Genomic DNA, 16,236 nt, shown 5'->3' with positions numbered 1-16,236 from the left:
ATCATCATGATCTCCAAATACGCATTGATTCGAGGATGAACAATGAGAATACGCAAGATCGCCCGCTTCCTGACCGCACCGATTATCGCAGCGCTTCTCGCCGTTTTCTGCGTGAGTGCGCCTACGCAGGCTGCGCCGTCAATCCCCGACAAGGCCACGAAAATGTGGAACGCCTTTGTCGACAAATACTGGGATCCAGAAGCCCAGTACTTCTATACCTATTCAGACCACCACGTTCACGCCGGACACCATGCCGGCCCCAGGAACGGTCTGTACACCGATTACTGGTGGGAAGCTCAGCTGTGGAACACCGTGATGGATCGTTACGAGCGGGTGGGCGATGACCAGTCGCGACAGATGATTGATCAGGTCTTTGACGGCTGGCGAGCCTTCTACCCTGACTTTTCACGCAACGATTACAACGACGACATGGGCTGGTGGGCACAGGGTGCCCTCCGCGCATGGAAACTCACCGGTGATGACAAATATCTGACAGAAGCCGTATCGATCTTCGACTTCATCTCGCAGTTCGAAGATGACCATTTCGGAGGCGGCATCTGGTGGAAGAACACCAATGTCGGCAACCCCTACCGCAATGAGAAGAACGTTGCAACCAATGGAACTGCTGCCTGGATTGCAGCTGAACTGTACATGGCCACTGGTGACAGCGCGTACAAGGACACTGCACAGCGTCTGATCGCTTTCCTTGAAGAAATCTTCTTTAACGGCGGACACCTGAAAGACAACATCAAAGAGGACGGCGTCGTCAACTCCTGGGACTTCACCTACAACAACGGCGCTTTTGCTGGAGCGGCTACCCGCCTGTACCAGATCACCAATGATGAAAAATACCTCAACGAGGCTCGCGCAGCATTTGACTGGGCAATCGAGAATCTGACCATTGGCGGCATCTTCACCGGCGAGCGGGGCGGCGACGGCCAGGCGTTCAAGGCGATTTTCACCCGCCACCTGCGGGACTACATCAACGTCACCGGCGATGACTCCTATGAGGACTTCCTCAGTGTCAACGCCAGGGCCGCGGCTCAAAACACTGGCCTGAACTCGATCGGATGGACAGACTGGGCCTTCAAGGCTCCCCTGCTCACCACGGAAGCACGCGCGTCAGTGAGCGCCGCATCTGCAGTGTCCATCGTCCATCAAGCGCAACCTGGTTTCACTCACGTTCCGTTTCCTGAAGTCGGAACACTTGAAATTGAAAACGGCGCCCACGATGGCATCGACACTGAGGCCAATGGTGAATACACAGGCCGCGCTTATCTGGCCGGATGGAACTCGGTCGACACATCAGCCACAGTTGCCTTCCAGTCGAAGTGGGGCGGACTGCACCGCCTGAATATTCGCTATGCAGCAGGAAATGGCGATGCTGCACGAGCTGTTCTGGTCAACGGTTTCCCCGCGGTCAGTGCACACATGCCTGCCACCGACGGATGGCAGGACTGGCAGACCGTCTCGATCCCCGTACTGCTGGTACCCGGGACAAATACTGTCGAGCTGAAGTTTGATCGGCTCGTTGCAACGAACTATGCCAACATCGACTCGATCACGATCGAGAAGAGCTAGTCAACGCAAAATTACGGCAGGCTGGTGACGGCGTTCTTCGCGCGTCACCGGCCTGTCACCATTCGTGAAGGGAGCGCGCAGCAGTGCTGTATCAACGCGTCTATGACGATCTACGGGCCGCAATTGAAAGCGGAGAGATTCCCATAGGTTCCACGCTTCCACGAGAATCGGCGCTGCGCGACAAGTACGAAGTTTCCTCCATTACGATTCGGCGCGCTCTCAGCATGCTTCGAGATGATGGCTTTGTTCGTCGACGCCCGCGCGTCGGCACGACGGTCATCGCACAATCACCTCAGCAGGTCTCCCCCGCCTCCAAAGATCCCGTCGTGGCTCTCATTATGACCAGCTTCAACGATGCATTCGGCACCCGCATTGTCGAGGGTGTCCTCGACCGCGCTCAGGACCGTGCGCACATCATGTTGATGCGGACCGGCGGCGACACCAAGAAAGAGCGCGAGGCGATTAAACGCGCGCTGGGCATAGGAGCCCGTGGCCTGATCCTGCTGCCATCCAGCTCGCAGATGATTGATTCATCGGTACTCAAACTTGTCAGCGCCGAATATCCGCTGACCATCATCGACCGACGCTACGACTCGATCCCTGTAGCCGCAGTCACATCAGATCACATGAATGCCGGCATCCAGGCCACCACATGTCTGATTGAAGCCGGGCACCGCCACATAGCTCTCTTTGGTGCCAGCAGGTCACTGACCTCGAATGCCGACCGTCACCACGGGTGGGTGGCTGCCCATGCCATCAACGATGTCGCTTTGGATGAATCGCTTGCATGCGATCAGATCACGTCCACGACGCCAGGCAACGCAGGAACACGGAAGGACGATATCAAGCGTATCGGGTCGTTCCTTCGCAACCACCCTGAAGTCACATCTGCGGTTGCATGTGAATTCGCTATCGCGGTGCTCCTTGAAGAAGCGTTAGCCAACCTCGGCAAGTCCATTCCCCGCGACCTGTCGCTCGTGTGCTTTGACGAGCAGCCTTTCGAAACTCTGGGCTCCACGCTACAGCTGACACACATTGCTCAGCAGCAAGAAGAGATCGGGGCGCGCGCCCTGGACGTGACGTTGCAGCAAATCGATAGCGGGGCAACTGCTGACAAGATTGTGCTCCCTACCACTCTCGTACCGGGCAACTCTGTTCGTCCGATCTAATTGAACCGGCGCCACGCACAAAACAAAGAAAAAGAAAGAGCCTCCGGAGCGAACTCCGGAGGCTCTTATCTTGTGACGTTTACTGACCGCCAGTTTCGATGAACTGGTTGACGCCGTCAACGTATTCGGACACTTCCTCGATTGGCTTTTCACCCTTGAGGATCGGTGTCCACACCTGTACTGCCAGGTCACCAGCCTGCGATGCCCACGTGGTTGTCAGGCGAACGCCTGTGGTGTTCTCAACGCCCAGTGAGTACTCCAGGGTGTCTGAGATCGTCGAGCCGGCAAGATCCTTGATCGAATCCAGATAGCCCTGACGTCCGGGCTCGTATGCCGGAGGTGCAACGGGTGTTTGTGCCATAACTTCCGGAATCACTTCAGTTTCGAGGAACTTGGCAACTTCCCAGGTATCATCAGCGTTGGCCGTGCTCTGAGGTGTGCACATGCCGATTGCATCGTAGAACGTGGCAGGAGTGGACTGGCTGGGTAGCGGCGCCCATCCCCACTCAAAGCCCTTCGCATCGTTACCGAATGACTGAGCCAACCACTGGCCGCTCGACATCATCGGCTGCGAGCCTGCAGCAAACAGTGAGGTGGAGTTGTCCAGGTTGAAGTCTGGAGGATTCACCAGGCCGTCTCCAATGGCCTTCACCAGCTTGTCGAGGCCCTCCATGAATTTGTCATCGGCCACGGCTTTCGTCGGATTGTTGACATCGTCAACAAACGGTTGGCCACCTGCTGACATCGCGTACTGTCCCATCGCTACCGGGCCACTCGTGCTGGTCAGGCCATCAAGGAGCAGCGGGTAGGTTGACCCGCCGGCACCCTTCAAAGCGGCGGCAGCTGAGTAGAGGTCATCCCACGTCCAGTCCTGCGTGGGCAGAGGAACGTTGTTTTCTTCAAACAGCGTCTGGTTGTACCAGATACCTGTGACGTTAATCAGTGAGGGCAGGCCGCCAATACCGTTCTCGGGAGTCTCCCACGTATCGAGGAAGCCCAGCTCGCCTTCCTTAAAGTCGGACGCAATCTTGTCGGTCCAGTCTGTCAGGATTCCCATCTTGGTGTACTGCTGCTCAGTATCGTTACCGCACCAGAAGATATCGGGCAGTTTCTGGGCCTGAGCCAGTGAACCGAGTTTCTGCGAGTAGTCGCCGGAAGGCGCGTCAACACGGTTGATAGTGATGTCCGGGTTGTCCCACTTTTCTGCCACAATCTTGTCGAACAAGTTGTTGGTTTCGATGGATTCCCACGTCATGTAGTTGACGGTGCCTTCAGCTGATGCAGGCGGTTCACCGCTTTCGCCGGATTCACTGCCTCCTGAGCTGCAGGCAACCATGGTGAGTGGAAGAGCGATGGCTGTGCCGACAGCGGCCATCCTCCGTCCTGTGCGTCGGATTGTCATCGTCGACTCCTTTCATATTTCCTGTGATTGGACTTCTACTTTTGAGATGTGTTTCCGAGGGCGCTCAAGCCTTCAATGAAGTAACGCTGAGCGAAGAGGAAGATCAGAAGAGGTGGAAGCATGTACAACAGGTTGGTTGCCATGTACTTCGACCAGTCCGGAGCTTCACTTGCGAAACCGGACACGAATGATGACATGCCCAGCGCCAGTGTCCACTTGTCAGTGGAGTTCAGGTAAATGAGTGGATTGAGATAATCGTTCCATGCTCCCTGGAAGGCCATGATGACCATTGCGATCCACGCCGGCTTCGTCATGGGCAACATGATCGAAAAGAAGATTCGAATGTGTCCTGCTCCATCGACCTTTGCAGATTCATCAATCTGCATGGGAATCGCTAGGAAGTACTGGCGAGCCAGGAAGATGAAGAGTGGGTTACCACCCAGGAATGCAGGCACGATCAGCGGGAACCACGTGTCATACCATCCGATGTCCCTGAACAGCTGGAACAGGGGGATGATGCCAACAATTCCGGGCAGCAGCATGGAACCAACAAAGATGTAGAAGAACACTCTGCGGCCCTTGAAGCGCAGGCGTGCCAGCGCGTAGCCAGCCATCATCGAGGTCAGAACGCCGCCGAAGGTGCTGAGCAGGGAAATGATCAGCGTATTGACGAACAGGCGTGGGAACTTGATGATTCGTGGGCCTTCGATGAAGTTGGACCAGACCCATTCATCCGGGAGGAATGAGGGCGGAACTTCGAAGACGGTGGAATTCGACTTCAACGAGATCGTGATCATCCACAGCAACGGAAGCAGCATCGTGGAGCACGCGACAATTGCGCATGCATACCACATCACCGCACGCCCTGGACGCTTCTTCAAATGTGTGCGCCGAGGCTTCTTCGCCACACTTGTCACGAGTTCAGGTGCTTCAACCAGCTCAGACTTGGACATCGTCGTACCTCCAGGCTTTGGTGAATCGAGCTGCGAAAGCCAGGCAGATAATGATCAGGAAGAACAGAATCCACACCTGAGCGGTCGCGTATCCCAGTTCCGGAACTCGTCCCAGCGGCGGGAAACCGTGGTTGTAGATCGACAGCATGAGCGTATTCGTCGCCCAGCTGGGGCCACCGCCGGTGAGGATCTGCGGCTGAACGAAGGTCTGCATAGCACCGTTCATCTGCATGACGAACTGGAGAATCAGGATCGGGACAATCGACGGCAGAGTGATCGAAAAGAAGATGCGGAATGGTCCCGCACCATCAACTTTGGCTGCCTCGTAGATTTCGTTGGGCACTGCCTGCAATGCTGCGAGCAGGATGATCATTGTTGACCCTACCCCCCACAGCATGACGATCACAATCGACGGCATCGCTGTGTGCTCATTACTCAGCCATGCAATTGGTGGAATTCCGAAGAATCCCAGCACCTGGTTAGCCAGACCGACCTGCGGGTCAAAGATGAATTTCCACAGCGTGACCGTGGCGACGATGGGAAGAACTGCCGGCAAGTACAAGATGGTTCGGATCACCGATACGGCTGGGAGCCTGACGTTGACAAAGACAGCCAGCGCAAGTCCGAGTGCCATCGATGCGGGTACGTAGAGAAGAACCAGATATCCAGTTGCCGACAGCGTCTTCAGGAACGACGGATCAGCGGTGAACATTCGGATAAAGTTCTTCAGACCCACAAATTTCGGCGGGGTGATTCCGTTGTACCGTGTCAGTGATAAATAGGCTGCGCTGATGAGCGGGTAGACAACAAAAATGCTGAAACCGCAGATTGCGGGAGCCATGAACGCCAAAGCAGCTTTGAGATCGCGATTGGCTCCTCTGTCCTTCTTCTTGCGCGTCGGCGCGTCTTCTTTGGCAGAAACGGTTGCCTGCGTTGTCTGAGCCTCATCCATTGCTTGCCTCCTTTCTCGAAATATCGTTCGACTGGGTAAGCGAGCAGTAGGCCAGAACCAACTCGCAGAACATGGCGTTTGCCCACGAGAACCACTCACGGGTAAACAGGGCATCGTCATCCTTATGGAAAGATTCATGCATCAGGCCAGTTCCGCCCGTCGTGTGAATCAGAGTGTCGATTATCTGGTCAACTTCGTGAGCTGACGTACTTGTCAGTGCCTGCACCGCCAATGCGATTGGCCAGATGTACTCGTGCGGCGTGTGAGGGCTGCCAATTCCCTGCGCACGCGACCCGTTGAAGTAGAACGGGTTGGTATCGGAGAGCACCATGGCTCGAGTGTTGAGGTAAATTGGATCATCCGCTTCGAGGAAGCCAATATACGGAAGCGACAACAAGCTGGGCATGTTGGCGTCATCCATGGTCAAAGTCTGTCCCAGACCATCTACTTCATAGGCAAATACCTTCCCCCACTGCGGATGATCAATGACGCCGTGCTCGTAGATACCGGCGCTGATCTGGTCTGCAAGGTCACGAGCCCGAGAAATAACCGGGCTTGAAGTGGCGCCAGTTGCAGCATTCATCTGTTCAAGAACCCTGGCCGCCGTTCGCAGAACAACCACAGCAAATGCATTGCCCGGAACGTTATATCCGTAGCTGTTCGCATCGTCACTGGGACGGAATCCGCTCCACGTCATTCCGGTGTATCCCACCGGAGCGCCTTTTCCACCGTGAGACAGAGTCTCGGTCGCTACCTGAGCGCCGGGGCGTTCAAAACGGTAGTCAGATGTTTCGTGACGTTGTTCGCGTGCAAAGACATCGACGACTGTTTCCAGAGCCTTCTCCAGGCCACCCAGATGCGCGTCCTCATGGGTTCGGTCCCACAGATGACCAGCCAGGAACAAGGGAGCGCTCAAAGAGTCAACCTCGTACTTGCGTTCCCAGATCCACGGGCTCATCTCGGTGAGATCGTCATGGTGGCCGGCGCCGTTGGGCTCGGCATTGAAGGCGTTTGCGTACGGATCCATATCGATATACATCAACTGACGTTGAAGCACCCCACCGATCAGCTCGGCAATCTCGGGGTAATCACCGGAGAAATGCACGTACGGAATCATCTGCCATGTGGAATCGCGCAACCACATCGCCGGAATGTCACCGGTCAGAACGAATGCGCTGCCGTCGTCGTAACGCTCAATTGTCGAACTGATGGTGTTGACGAAACAGTCCTCAAAAACCTCGCCAACGCGCGCATCAACGCGCTCCTTCACGGTGGCAATGATGTGCTCCATCCACGTCGAATCTGCTCGAGCCACTATGCTCTCCCTCACTTGTGTGATGACATCAATCAGTATAGAGCTAATACCATTATGAACACAAGTTATGTATTGCATATACTTATTTAATGGGCGCAGCAGCTTCTGCCACTGGATCATCACACTGTCGGCACGTACAGTGTCAGACATGACTGAACTTCTTGCACACGTCCTCGACCAGTCCCTGACCGATCCCAGCGTTCGCCCGCAGGATGACTTCTACGGCCATGTGAATGGAGCCTGGCTCGCGGACCACAACATTCCAGCTGACCGCCCCATCGATGGCGCCTTCTACACGCTGCGCGATCTGTCGGAAAAACGTGGACGCGCAATTGTTGAGGATGCGCTGGCCGGACGCATCGACGATCCGGAAGCTCACAAGATCGCCATCATGTACCGCCAATTCATGGATGAGGACAGCATTGAGGAACAGGGCGCCTCCCCCATCATTCCACTGCTCGAGGCGGTAGCCGCCACGACATCCCACGACGAGCTCGCCACACTCAGCGGCCAGCTCATGCGCGGAGGCATCTCCACGTTTTTTGTGCCTTACGTCAACACCGACACCGATGACACCTCACGCTACATGCTGTACTTCCAGCAGGCCGGTTTGGGTCTTCCGGACGAATCCTTCTATCGCGAAGACCAGTACGAGCCAATCCGCCAGGCCTACTGCTCTCACATTGAGCGCCTGTTTACCCTCGCCCACATTGGCGACGACGAGGGCGACGCTGCTTCATGCGCTCAGCGCGTCATGGACTGGGAGACACGCTTAGCCGCACACCACTGGGATTCCGTCACAAACCGAGATCCTCACAAGACAACCAACCATCGCACCACCTCGGAGCTCATTGACGACAATCCCGGTTTCGATTGGCGAAGCTGGGCACAACAGGTTGGCCTTCAACTCGAATCAATTGCGAATGTGAACGTCAATCAGCCCGATTATCTGGCAACCGCGGCGTCGATGTGGGCATCGGAGGACCTGCGCACGCTCAAACTGTGGCAGAGCCGCAAGATCATCAGCGCCCACGCTTCACTGCTGTCACACGAGTTCGTTGAAGCCAATTTCGATTTCTACTCACGCACGCTTGCCGGCACCGAAGAACTCCGACAGCGATGGAAGCGCGGTTTGGGCCTGGTGGAGGGCACACTGGGTGACGCCCTGGGACGCCTGTATATTCAGCGACACTTCCCCGCTGACTATAAGGAACAGATGGAAGCACTCGTCCAACGCCTGTTGGAGGCCTATCGTACGTCTATTTCCACACTGAGCTGGATGAGCGAGGAGACGCGCACCAAGGCGCTGGCAAAGCTCGATACCTTCAATCCCAAGATTGCCTACCCCGACACATGGCGTGACTATTCAGGTCTCGATCTTGATGAGAATGCGTCACTGGTGGACAACGTGCGCAAGGCAGACGCATATGAACTGGACTATGAATGGGCCAAGCTGTCACGGCCGGTGGACCGCGACGAATGGTTTATGACGCCTCAAACGGTGAACGCCTACTACAACCCGTCACTCAACGAGATCGTATTCCCCGCCGCTATCCTGCAGCCTCCCTTCTTTGATCCAGATGCTGATGCCGCAGTGAACTTCGGTGCAATCGGTGCCGTCATTGGCCACGAAATCGGACATGGTTTCGATGACCAGGGATCGCGCTACGACGCAGACGGCGCACTGCGTAACTGGTGGACTGATGAAGATCGCAACGAATTTGAATCGCGCACGCACCACCTCATCGAACAATACGAGGCTCTTGTCCCCCGCCAGCTAGAAGCAGCTCCCGCCGAGGTACACGTCAACGGCGCCTTAACCATCGGTGAAAATATCGGAGATCTGGGTGGTCTGGCAATCGCGTGGAGGGCGTGGTGTGCTTCGCTTCGCGACCAGGGCATCGATCGCCCTCACGATGCGCCCGTAATCGACGGCTTGACCGGGCCGCAGCGATTCTTCTACTCATGGGCTCGAATCTGGCGATCCAAGTCGCGCGACGAGTTCGCCCAGCAGATGCTCGTTATTGACCCTCATTCGCCGGCAGAATTTCGATGCAACCAGGTGCTTCGCAATTTTCCGGAATTTGCGACAACATTCGATGTCACGGAGTCGGACGGCATGTGGTTAGATCCGAGTCAGAGGGTGGAAATCTGGTCGTAGCAGCCCCCTGAAATGTAACCTCTTACGCATTCGACGCCATTTGTGGCCTCTCACTTAGGCGTTTGGGTCCAATTAGTGAAAGACTAAGAAGTGTCATATGCGCTTGTTGCGCTATCCCTGAGTTACATGAGAAAGGCTACTCAATGCCGGGTCTTAACCTCACGCGTGATGAAGCGGCTGAGCGGGCACGCATAATCTCAGTTCACCACTATGACGTTGAACTGGATTTGACGTGCGGTGACACTGACTTCCGCTCCCGCACCACCTTGACCTTTGATGCCACTGAAGGCGCCTCAACGTTCGTTGATCTGGTCTCCAACAATGTCCATTCCATCACGCTGAATGGACGCGACGTGTCAGTCGGAGCACATCAGGACAACCGCATCGACCTGCAGGAACTGGCTCAGTCCAATACGCTCATCGTCGACGCGGACTGCCAGTACATGCACACCGGCGAGGGACTGCACCGCTTTGTTGACCCCGCTGATAACAAGGCGTACTGCTACTCGCAGTTTGAAGTTCCCGATGCCCGACGAGTTTTCGCAACCTTCGAGCAGCCCGATCTCAAGGCAACATTTACCTTCACCGTGACAGTTCCGCAAGGGTGGAAGGTGTTCTCCAACTCCGTCACACCCTCACCGGAAGAACGCGATGGAAAATGGACCTATCACTTTGAGGAAACTCAGCGTATTTCCACCTACATCACGGCGATCATTGCCGGACCGTACGAGGGTGTCACTGATTCACTGACCAGCAGTGATGGGCGCGAGATTCCGCTCGGTGTGTGGTGCCGCGCCTCGTTGCGCGAATTCCTGGACGCCGACCGCGTCATCGACGTCACCCGCAAGGGCTTTGCATTCTATGAAGCCAACTACGGTATCCCCTACCCCTTCACCAAGTACGACCAGATTTTCGTTCCCGAATACAATGCAGGCGCGATGGAAAATGCCGGATGCATTACCTTCCGCGATCAGTACATCTTCCGTGCACGCCCCACCCACGATGACCTGGAGAAGCGTGCCAATACGATCCTGCACGAACTGGCTCATATGTGGTTCGGTGATCTGGTCACCATGAAGTGGTGGAATGACCTGTGGCTCAACGAGTCTTTCGCTGAGTTCATGTCTCACTACTGCCTGGCAGAAGGAACCGAATACACCGACGCCTGGACCGGCTTTATGTCCCGTAAAGACTGGGGTATGCGTCAAGACCAGATGCCCACGACCCACCCGATCAAGGCTGAGATTCGTGACCTTGCTGACGTGGAAGTGAACTTCGATGGCATCACTTACGCCAAGGGTGCATCCGTTCTTCGTCAGCTAGTCTCCTACGTCGGCCGTGACGAGTTCTTCGCCGGGCTGCACGAGTATTTGACCAAGCACTCCTACGACAATGCAACGCTGGATGACCTTTTGGGCGAACTCGAAGCAGCATCCGGACGCGACCTTGACCATTGGTCCCGCGTATGGCTCGAAGAAGCGGGCATCACCACGTTGAGCACGGTCGTCGAAACAGATGACGAGGACCGCATGACCCGACTGGCAATCCGCCAAGAGCCGTTCACGCCGGGTTCCTCGCTGCGTCCTCACCGCCTGGCAGTGGCAGGCTATTCGCGTTCTGCCGCACAGGATGATTCCGGCTCGAACCGAACGACACCTGTTGAGCAGGTTTTCCACGAGGAGCTCGATGTCGACGGTGAGCTGACCGAGGTCAGCAGTGTCGTCGGCCAGCCTCGCCCCGACCTCATTGTTATTAATGATGGCGATCTGGCTTATGCGAAGATCCGCCTCGATGATCGTTCCCTTGCGTTCGCCACCGAAAATATCACGCGCTGCGCTGATTCTCTGCTGCGCAATGTGATCCTGGCTTCTGCATGGGATATGACGCGCGATGCCAAGATGCCTGCGCGCGCTTTCATCGACCTGGCGCTTGCTGCACTGCCCGTTGAGGACAATATGTCGATGCTCCGTCTGACGTTGGCACACATTGCCACCGCAGTGTCGAGCTATGTTGCTCCTGCTGATCGTGCCGACGCGCAGGCGATGGTCGGCAGCCGCCTGCTCCTGCAGGCCCGTTCGGCAGCGTCCGGCAGTGACCAGCAGCAGATCCTGATCCAGGCGGCGGCCCGCCACGCAGTGACCGACGATCAGGTGGGTGCTGTCAAGGCTCTGTACACAGGCGAGCAGACCTTGTCTGGCCTTGATCTCGATGTCGATGTGATGTGGGATTTGCTTATCGCTCAGGTCCGAGCTGGCCACGCATCAGAGGCAGATATTGCCGAACGTGAGCAGGCGGATGACACGATGACAGGCCGGCAGCGCGCAGCTCAGGCTCGCGCGGCGGTTGCAGATCCGCAAGTGAAGGCTCGCGTATGGGACGAAGTCATGCACAACGTGTCAATCGCGAACGATACGCGCTGGGCAATGGTCTCCGGTTTCTGGGCTCAGGCACACACTGCACCGGATACTTACACCGGCTTTGTCGACGATTATTTCGCCTCGATCGAAAAGGTCTGGTCAGAGTTCACCTTCCACATGGCCGAAGACATCGTCACATTGATGTTCCCGACCGCCTTGGCAGGCTACGTTGATGGGCTCGACTTGGCTGAACGCGGTCGCCAGTGGATGAACGATCATCCTGATGTCTCTGCCGCACTCACGCGTATTATTCGTGAACGCGTCGCGGTTGTTGAGCGCATGATGGCGGCACAGAAAGCGGACATTTAACCCTTCCTCTTCCGGATTGAACGACCGAGTGTCGGTAGGGCTCCATCATGAGCCCTACCGACATTTTGTCTGCATAGCGGCCAGTTGCCCGGCCGTAAACAGCTGGTGCGTGTTAATCTTCGAGTAAGGGCATCAGTACACAGGACGTTCAGAGGAGTTCCCCATGGGCCAGGCAGAACAAATACTGGGAGCATTAGGCGGTTGGGACAATATCAAGGATCTCGAAGCCTGCATTACCCGCATCCGTGTTTCGGTTGGTGACGAAGAACTCGTGGATGAGGATGCCCTGAAGAATGCGGGCGCCTTTGGTGTCGTGTCGGTGGGAACGTCCATCCAGGTTGTCATGGGGCCGCAGGCTGACAGCATCGTTGAGGAGATTGAGAAACTCAAGTGACCCGTGTACTTGCTCCACTTGCTGGGCAAGTGATTCCCTTATCTGACGTGAATGACCCCGTCTTCGCAGAGAAAATCGTCGGCTCAGGTCTGGCAATTATTCCCGATACCTTGACCGCGCATGGGCACTCAGACGTGGTCAGTCCGATCGCGGGAACAATCATTAAGGCTCTCCCCCACGCATTTGTCGTCCGGTCAGCCGACGGCCCCGCTGTTCTGGTTCACGTGGGGCTCGATACCGTCAAGGCCGACACCTCGTCATTCATGGTCGTCGAGGGTGACCACAGCACTGTAGAGACCGCTCAGCCAGTTGTTTCATGGAGGCCCGCGCATCTTGTCGACGGTGGTTTCGACCTGACCACCCCCGTCATTGTCATGGACAGTTCGGACGCGATGATCGGGTCACACGCTGAATATGGAACGCACGTCCAAGCGGGAGATTTCCTGTTTGAAATTCTCCCCGCCTGAACGTGCGGTGATGAGCGCCTGTTACGTTACTTCTCGATCGCGGCGCGCAGGAACCACGCCTGCTTTTCGAGTCCGCGTGCAGCACCGACCAGGATGTCGCCACTGAGTGAATCGGCATCATCGACCTTTTCAAGATCCGACTTGATGCGCTCGGATGCAGCCATCAGCTTGCTTTCCATCTGCTTGTAGGCGTCGGCAACCGAAATGGTGCCTTCAGCCACGTCACCGATTCCGGAGTCCCTGGCAACCGTGGCGGCGCGGCCATCGGGAGTACCACCCAGGGTCGAAATACGTTCGGCAACCTCGTCGAGGTCTTCACGTACCTGATCGACGATCTCATCGAGCGCCAGGTGAAGAGCGCGGAAACGATCGCCTTGAATATTCCAGTGGTACTGCTTTGCCTGCAATGACAGGTCGGTCAGGTCCACCAGTGCGCGCTGGAGCGCATCGATCACGAGTTGTTCTGCCATTTTGGAGTCCTTTCTACTCAGTGATTCTTCTAACATACAAGGGCGCACCCTCATTTGAAAGACTTCCGCTGCCACGTTCGCTGCCAGACAAAGACGGTACGAACGCGAACGCTCCTACTTGGGCAACGCCTCGTTGACCACATCGAACAGTTCAGTCATGTGATGGTCGGATGCCAGGCGCTCAGTACTGACTTCCCTGCCCGAACCATCGCACAGCGGGACACACCAGTTCGGGTATTCCGTATTGGTGCCCGGTAGATTCTGAGGGCGGATATCTCCCACAGCGTCCACCAATGCCACACCCACCAGACGCGAAGGTGTCATCGTAATGAAGCGATGCAAAGCTGTCACGATTTCTTCCTTGCTGGGCTCTGGCGAGTCCAGCAATCCGTATTCGCGCAGACGCACCAGCATGCGTTCGCGCTCGATTTCCTCCCCCGCGCGCACCACATCAACAGGATCGACCAGTAAGCCCAACTGGTCACGCAGCGTGGTCTGCACGCCGTCAAGGTATCCCGAAGTGGGTGGCAGATCATGAGTGTTCACTGTCGCAAGAACGTCGCGCCGGTATTGATCCGCATGCAGCGGCCAGCCAGAGTCCTCCTTTTCGAACCACAGCACCGATGTTCCCAGGATTCCTCGATCATTGAGGTAGCCGCGCACCCACGGTTCAACCGTGCCAAGGTCCTCACCGATCAGCACTGCTCCGGCGCGCTGGGCTTCAAGCAACAGCACACCAACCATCGCTTCATGGTCGCAGGACACGTATGTTCCATGCGACGCTGGTTCTCCCTCGGGAATCCACCACAGTCTGAACAATCCCATGATGTGGTCAATGCGCACTGCTCCGGCGTGGGACAGCACGGTTCGAATCATGTCGCGCAGAGGCCGGTACCCGCACCGCGCCAGTTCACGTGGTGACCACGGAGGCTGCGACCAGTTCTGGCCTTGCTGAGAATACATATCCGGGGGTGCTCCCACCGTCATTCCCGGTGCAAACAACGTGGGCGTGGCCCACACGTCGGAGCCTTTCGGGTGAACGCCAACGGCCAGGTCAGCCATAATGCCGATGCTCATGCCCAGTTCTGTGGCCAGGGCCTGCGTATCTCGCAACTGTTCGAGGGCGACCCACTGACACCATGAATAAAAGTCGATGCGATCGGCCAGTTCAACTCGTGCGCGTTCAATCTGATCAGTATCAGTGAGCATTTCAGGAATCAAGGGCTGATCGTCGCGTTCCAGATTGCCTGCCACAGACGACCCGGACGCTTCGATGAGCGCGCACCACAAGGAAAAGTCCGCCAGCGCATCGCCTCCTTCGTTCGTGAAACGGAGGAACTGTGCGCGGCGCGATGGGCGCATGGGTTGCGCATGGAGGATTGCGAGTGCCTGAACCTTCGCCCGCCAGGAAGTGTCACGGTCAATCAGATCCGTGCGTGATGCGCCCCAAGACTCCTCGCGCAGAGCATCAACTCGGCTGCGGTCCCGTTCAGACAACTGCGCATATTCCGGCAGCGATTCAGGATGAATGTACAGCGGGTTCACCCACCTGCGTGTCACCGGCAGGTAGGGCGAGTTCTCCAATGGCGAGATGGGCGCACACGCGTGAACGGGGTTAATCAGCACAAACTGCGCACCGCGCGCAGCACTGACCGACACGATGTCCTGCAGATCCGCGGTGTCGCCGATACCCCACGAGGAGGCAGAACGTACCGAATAAAACTGCGCGGAGGTGCCCCACTGCTGATCGGACTGCGTCAGCGCAGGTGGATCGATTCGGTCGGGAACGACGATCAGCGGCGCGGAAAACACTGTTCCGCCCTCAACGGTTGCGACAAGGCGGTGCCATCCCAATGGCAGTGAGGCTGGGATTTCGAACGTTGCACGTCCCACTAGCTGATCGCCAATCTGACGTGGCGGCACCCATCGGTCGAGCTGGGGGCACTGTCCCCCCTCGCCACTTTCGAGTTCGTAGCTGACTGTCACCCTGCGGCCGTGCGGCACGTGGACGGGTACGTCGCGGGCGCAATGCTCGCGCACAACGGTGCAGTCAGGCAGGGTCGTGGACCATTGTTGATCCTCGGTGAATTCAATGGCGCGTTGAAGGTCATGGACAGTGGAATCCTCATCGAGAGGCAATCCCAGTGCGTGGAGAACCTTCAGCAAAGATGCGGCTTCGACGTCAACAAGGTTGCCATACCAATCCCAAAAGTGCGTCGCCACTCCATTGGCTTCGGCCACCGAGCGCAACAGGTCAATCTCGGTGTGTGCTGGTGCAGCTAGATCCATGAAGGTCTCCGACTCATCTCATCCACAGCGGTACTGCTACCGATCGTACACGTCATGAACACAGTTGACGCAGTTCGCCCATCACACGTTCCGCATCTATTCCAGTGACCAGCTGCACGACATCGCCTGAGCGCACCACCGCGATAACCGGCGGTTGTCTCAGTAGGTGTTCATCGATGCTATCTTGGTCGCGGACCTGCACGCGGATTCTCAATGCGCACGGTTCAAGATCGACAACGTTGTCGCATCCGCCCAGCCCCTGAAGTATTTCCCGGCATCGTTGCGGCAAGGATGGCTCAGCTGTCCATTCGCGATCCACGCCTGCCTGACGATTTTTGTGCACCATGTGTCCATCGT

General features: G+C 56.8%; 13 protein-coding genes. 6 read left to right on the top strand and 7 right to left on the bottom strand.

The genetic code is table 11. The features are described from left to right. The first annotated feature begins 42 nt into the window (after nt 1–42). Together AC1DA5_RS03630 and AC1DA5_RS03625 are read left to right on the top strand one after the other, a co-directional pair. On the top strand, nt 43–1,581 hold the full coding sequence (locus tag AC1DA5_RS03630; protein WP_480289252.1) for a glycoside hydrolase family 76 protein: 1,539 nt from the start codon (nt 43–45) through the stop codon (nt 1,579–1,581). A gap of 83 nt (nt 1,582–1,664) precedes the next feature. Next, nucleotides 1,665–2,750: a LacI family DNA-binding transcriptional regulator gene (locus tag AC1DA5_RS03625; RefSeq protein WP_480289250.1), complete on the top strand. Its 1,086-nt coding sequence runs from the start codon at nt 1,665–1,667 to the stop codon at nt 2,748–2,750. A 79-nt stretch (nt 2,751–2,829) separates the two neighbouring features. On the opposite strand, the gene AC1DA5_RS03620 is transcribed toward AC1DA5_RS03625, so the two are convergent. The 4 genes from AC1DA5_RS03620 to AC1DA5_RS03605 are packed head-to-tail and all read right to left on the bottom strand — an operon-like array spanning nt 2,830 to nt 7,372. Further along, nucleotides 2,830–4,152, bottom strand: coding sequence for an ABC transporter substrate-binding protein (locus AC1DA5_RS03620; RefSeq protein WP_480289248.1), 1,323 nt, complete (start codon nt 4,150–4,152; stop codon nt 2,830–2,832). 35 nt (nt 4,153–4,187) lie between these two features. Beyond that, nucleotides 4,188–5,105: a carbohydrate ABC transporter permease gene (locus AC1DA5_RS03615; RefSeq protein ID WP_083314503.1), complete on the bottom strand. Its 918-nt coding sequence runs from the start codon at nt 5,103–5,105 to the stop codon at nt 4,188–4,190. Next, nucleotides 5,092–6,057, bottom strand: a complete 966-nt coding sequence (locus AC1DA5_RS03610) for a carbohydrate ABC transporter permease (protein ID WP_082628517.1) — start codon at nt 6,055–6,057, stop codon at nt 5,092–5,094. Before AC1DA5_RS03610 ends, AC1DA5_RS03615 begins: the two co-directional genes overlap by 14 nt. Then, nucleotides 6,050–7,372, bottom strand: a complete 1,323-nt coding sequence (locus tag AC1DA5_RS03605; protein ID WP_227469357.1) for a glycoside hydrolase family 125 protein — start codon at nt 7,370–7,372, stop codon at nt 6,050–6,052. The genes AC1DA5_RS03610 and AC1DA5_RS03605 overlap by 8 nt, the downstream gene beginning before the upstream one ends. A 148-nt stretch (nt 7,373–7,520) precedes the next feature. Here AC1DA5_RS03605 and AC1DA5_RS03600 point away from each other — a divergent pair, with 148 nt between their 5' ends. From AC1DA5_RS03600 to AC1DA5_RS03585, 4 genes are all read left to right on the top strand, one after another. Further along, complete coding sequence (locus AC1DA5_RS03600) at nt 7,521–9,533, top strand: M13 family metallopeptidase (RefSeq protein ID WP_480289245.1); 2,013 nt, start codon at nt 7,521–7,523, stop codon at nt 9,531–9,533. Nucleotides 9,534–9,676: 143 nt separating this feature from the next. Next, nucleotides 9,677–12,259, top strand: coding sequence for an aminopeptidase N (gene pepN, locus AC1DA5_RS03595; RefSeq protein ID WP_480289243.1), 2,583 nt, complete (start codon nt 9,677–9,679; stop codon nt 12,257–12,259). A gap of 163 nt (nt 12,260–12,422) precedes the next feature. Continuing rightward, complete coding sequence (locus tag AC1DA5_RS03590; protein ID WP_058236691.1) at nt 12,423–12,653, top strand: PTS sugar transporter subunit IIB; 231 nt, start codon at nt 12,423–12,425, stop codon at nt 12,651–12,653. Then, complete coding sequence (locus AC1DA5_RS03585; RefSeq protein ID WP_058236690.1) at nt 12,650–13,120, top strand: PTS sugar transporter subunit IIA; 471 nt, start codon at nt 12,650–12,652, stop codon at nt 13,118–13,120. The genes AC1DA5_RS03590 and AC1DA5_RS03585 overlap by 4 nt, the downstream gene beginning before the upstream one ends. Nucleotides 13,121–13,146: 26 nt before the next feature. On the opposite strand, the gene AC1DA5_RS03580 is transcribed toward AC1DA5_RS03585, so the two are convergent. The 3 genes from AC1DA5_RS03580 to AC1DA5_RS03570 all read right to left on the bottom strand — a co-directional run bounded on the left by AC1DA5_RS03580 (nt 13,147) and on the right by AC1DA5_RS03570 (nt 16,225). Next, complete coding sequence (locus tag AC1DA5_RS03580; protein ID WP_058236689.1) at nt 13,147–13,590, bottom strand: Dps family protein; 444 nt, start codon at nt 13,588–13,590, stop codon at nt 13,147–13,149. A 114-nt stretch (nt 13,591–13,704) separates the two neighbouring features. Then, nucleotides 13,705–15,879, bottom strand: a complete 2,175-nt coding sequence (gene malQ / locus AC1DA5_RS03575) for a 4-alpha-glucanotransferase (protein ID WP_070727174.1) — start codon at nt 15,877–15,879, stop codon at nt 13,705–13,707. Between the two features lie 52 nt (nt 15,880–15,931). After that, a complete protein-coding gene (locus AC1DA5_RS03570) occupies nt 15,932–16,225 on the bottom strand; it encodes a PTS sugar transporter subunit IIB (protein ID WP_082628516.1) in 294 nt (97 codons plus the stop codon). Between the last annotated feature and the right edge of the window lie 11 nt (nt 16,226–16,236).

The organism is Pauljensenia sp. C0254C2, from assembly GCF_056583835.1.
The sequence above is the reverse complement of the archived record's forward strand: the minus strand, read 5'-3'. Positions and strand labels throughout refer to the sequence as shown.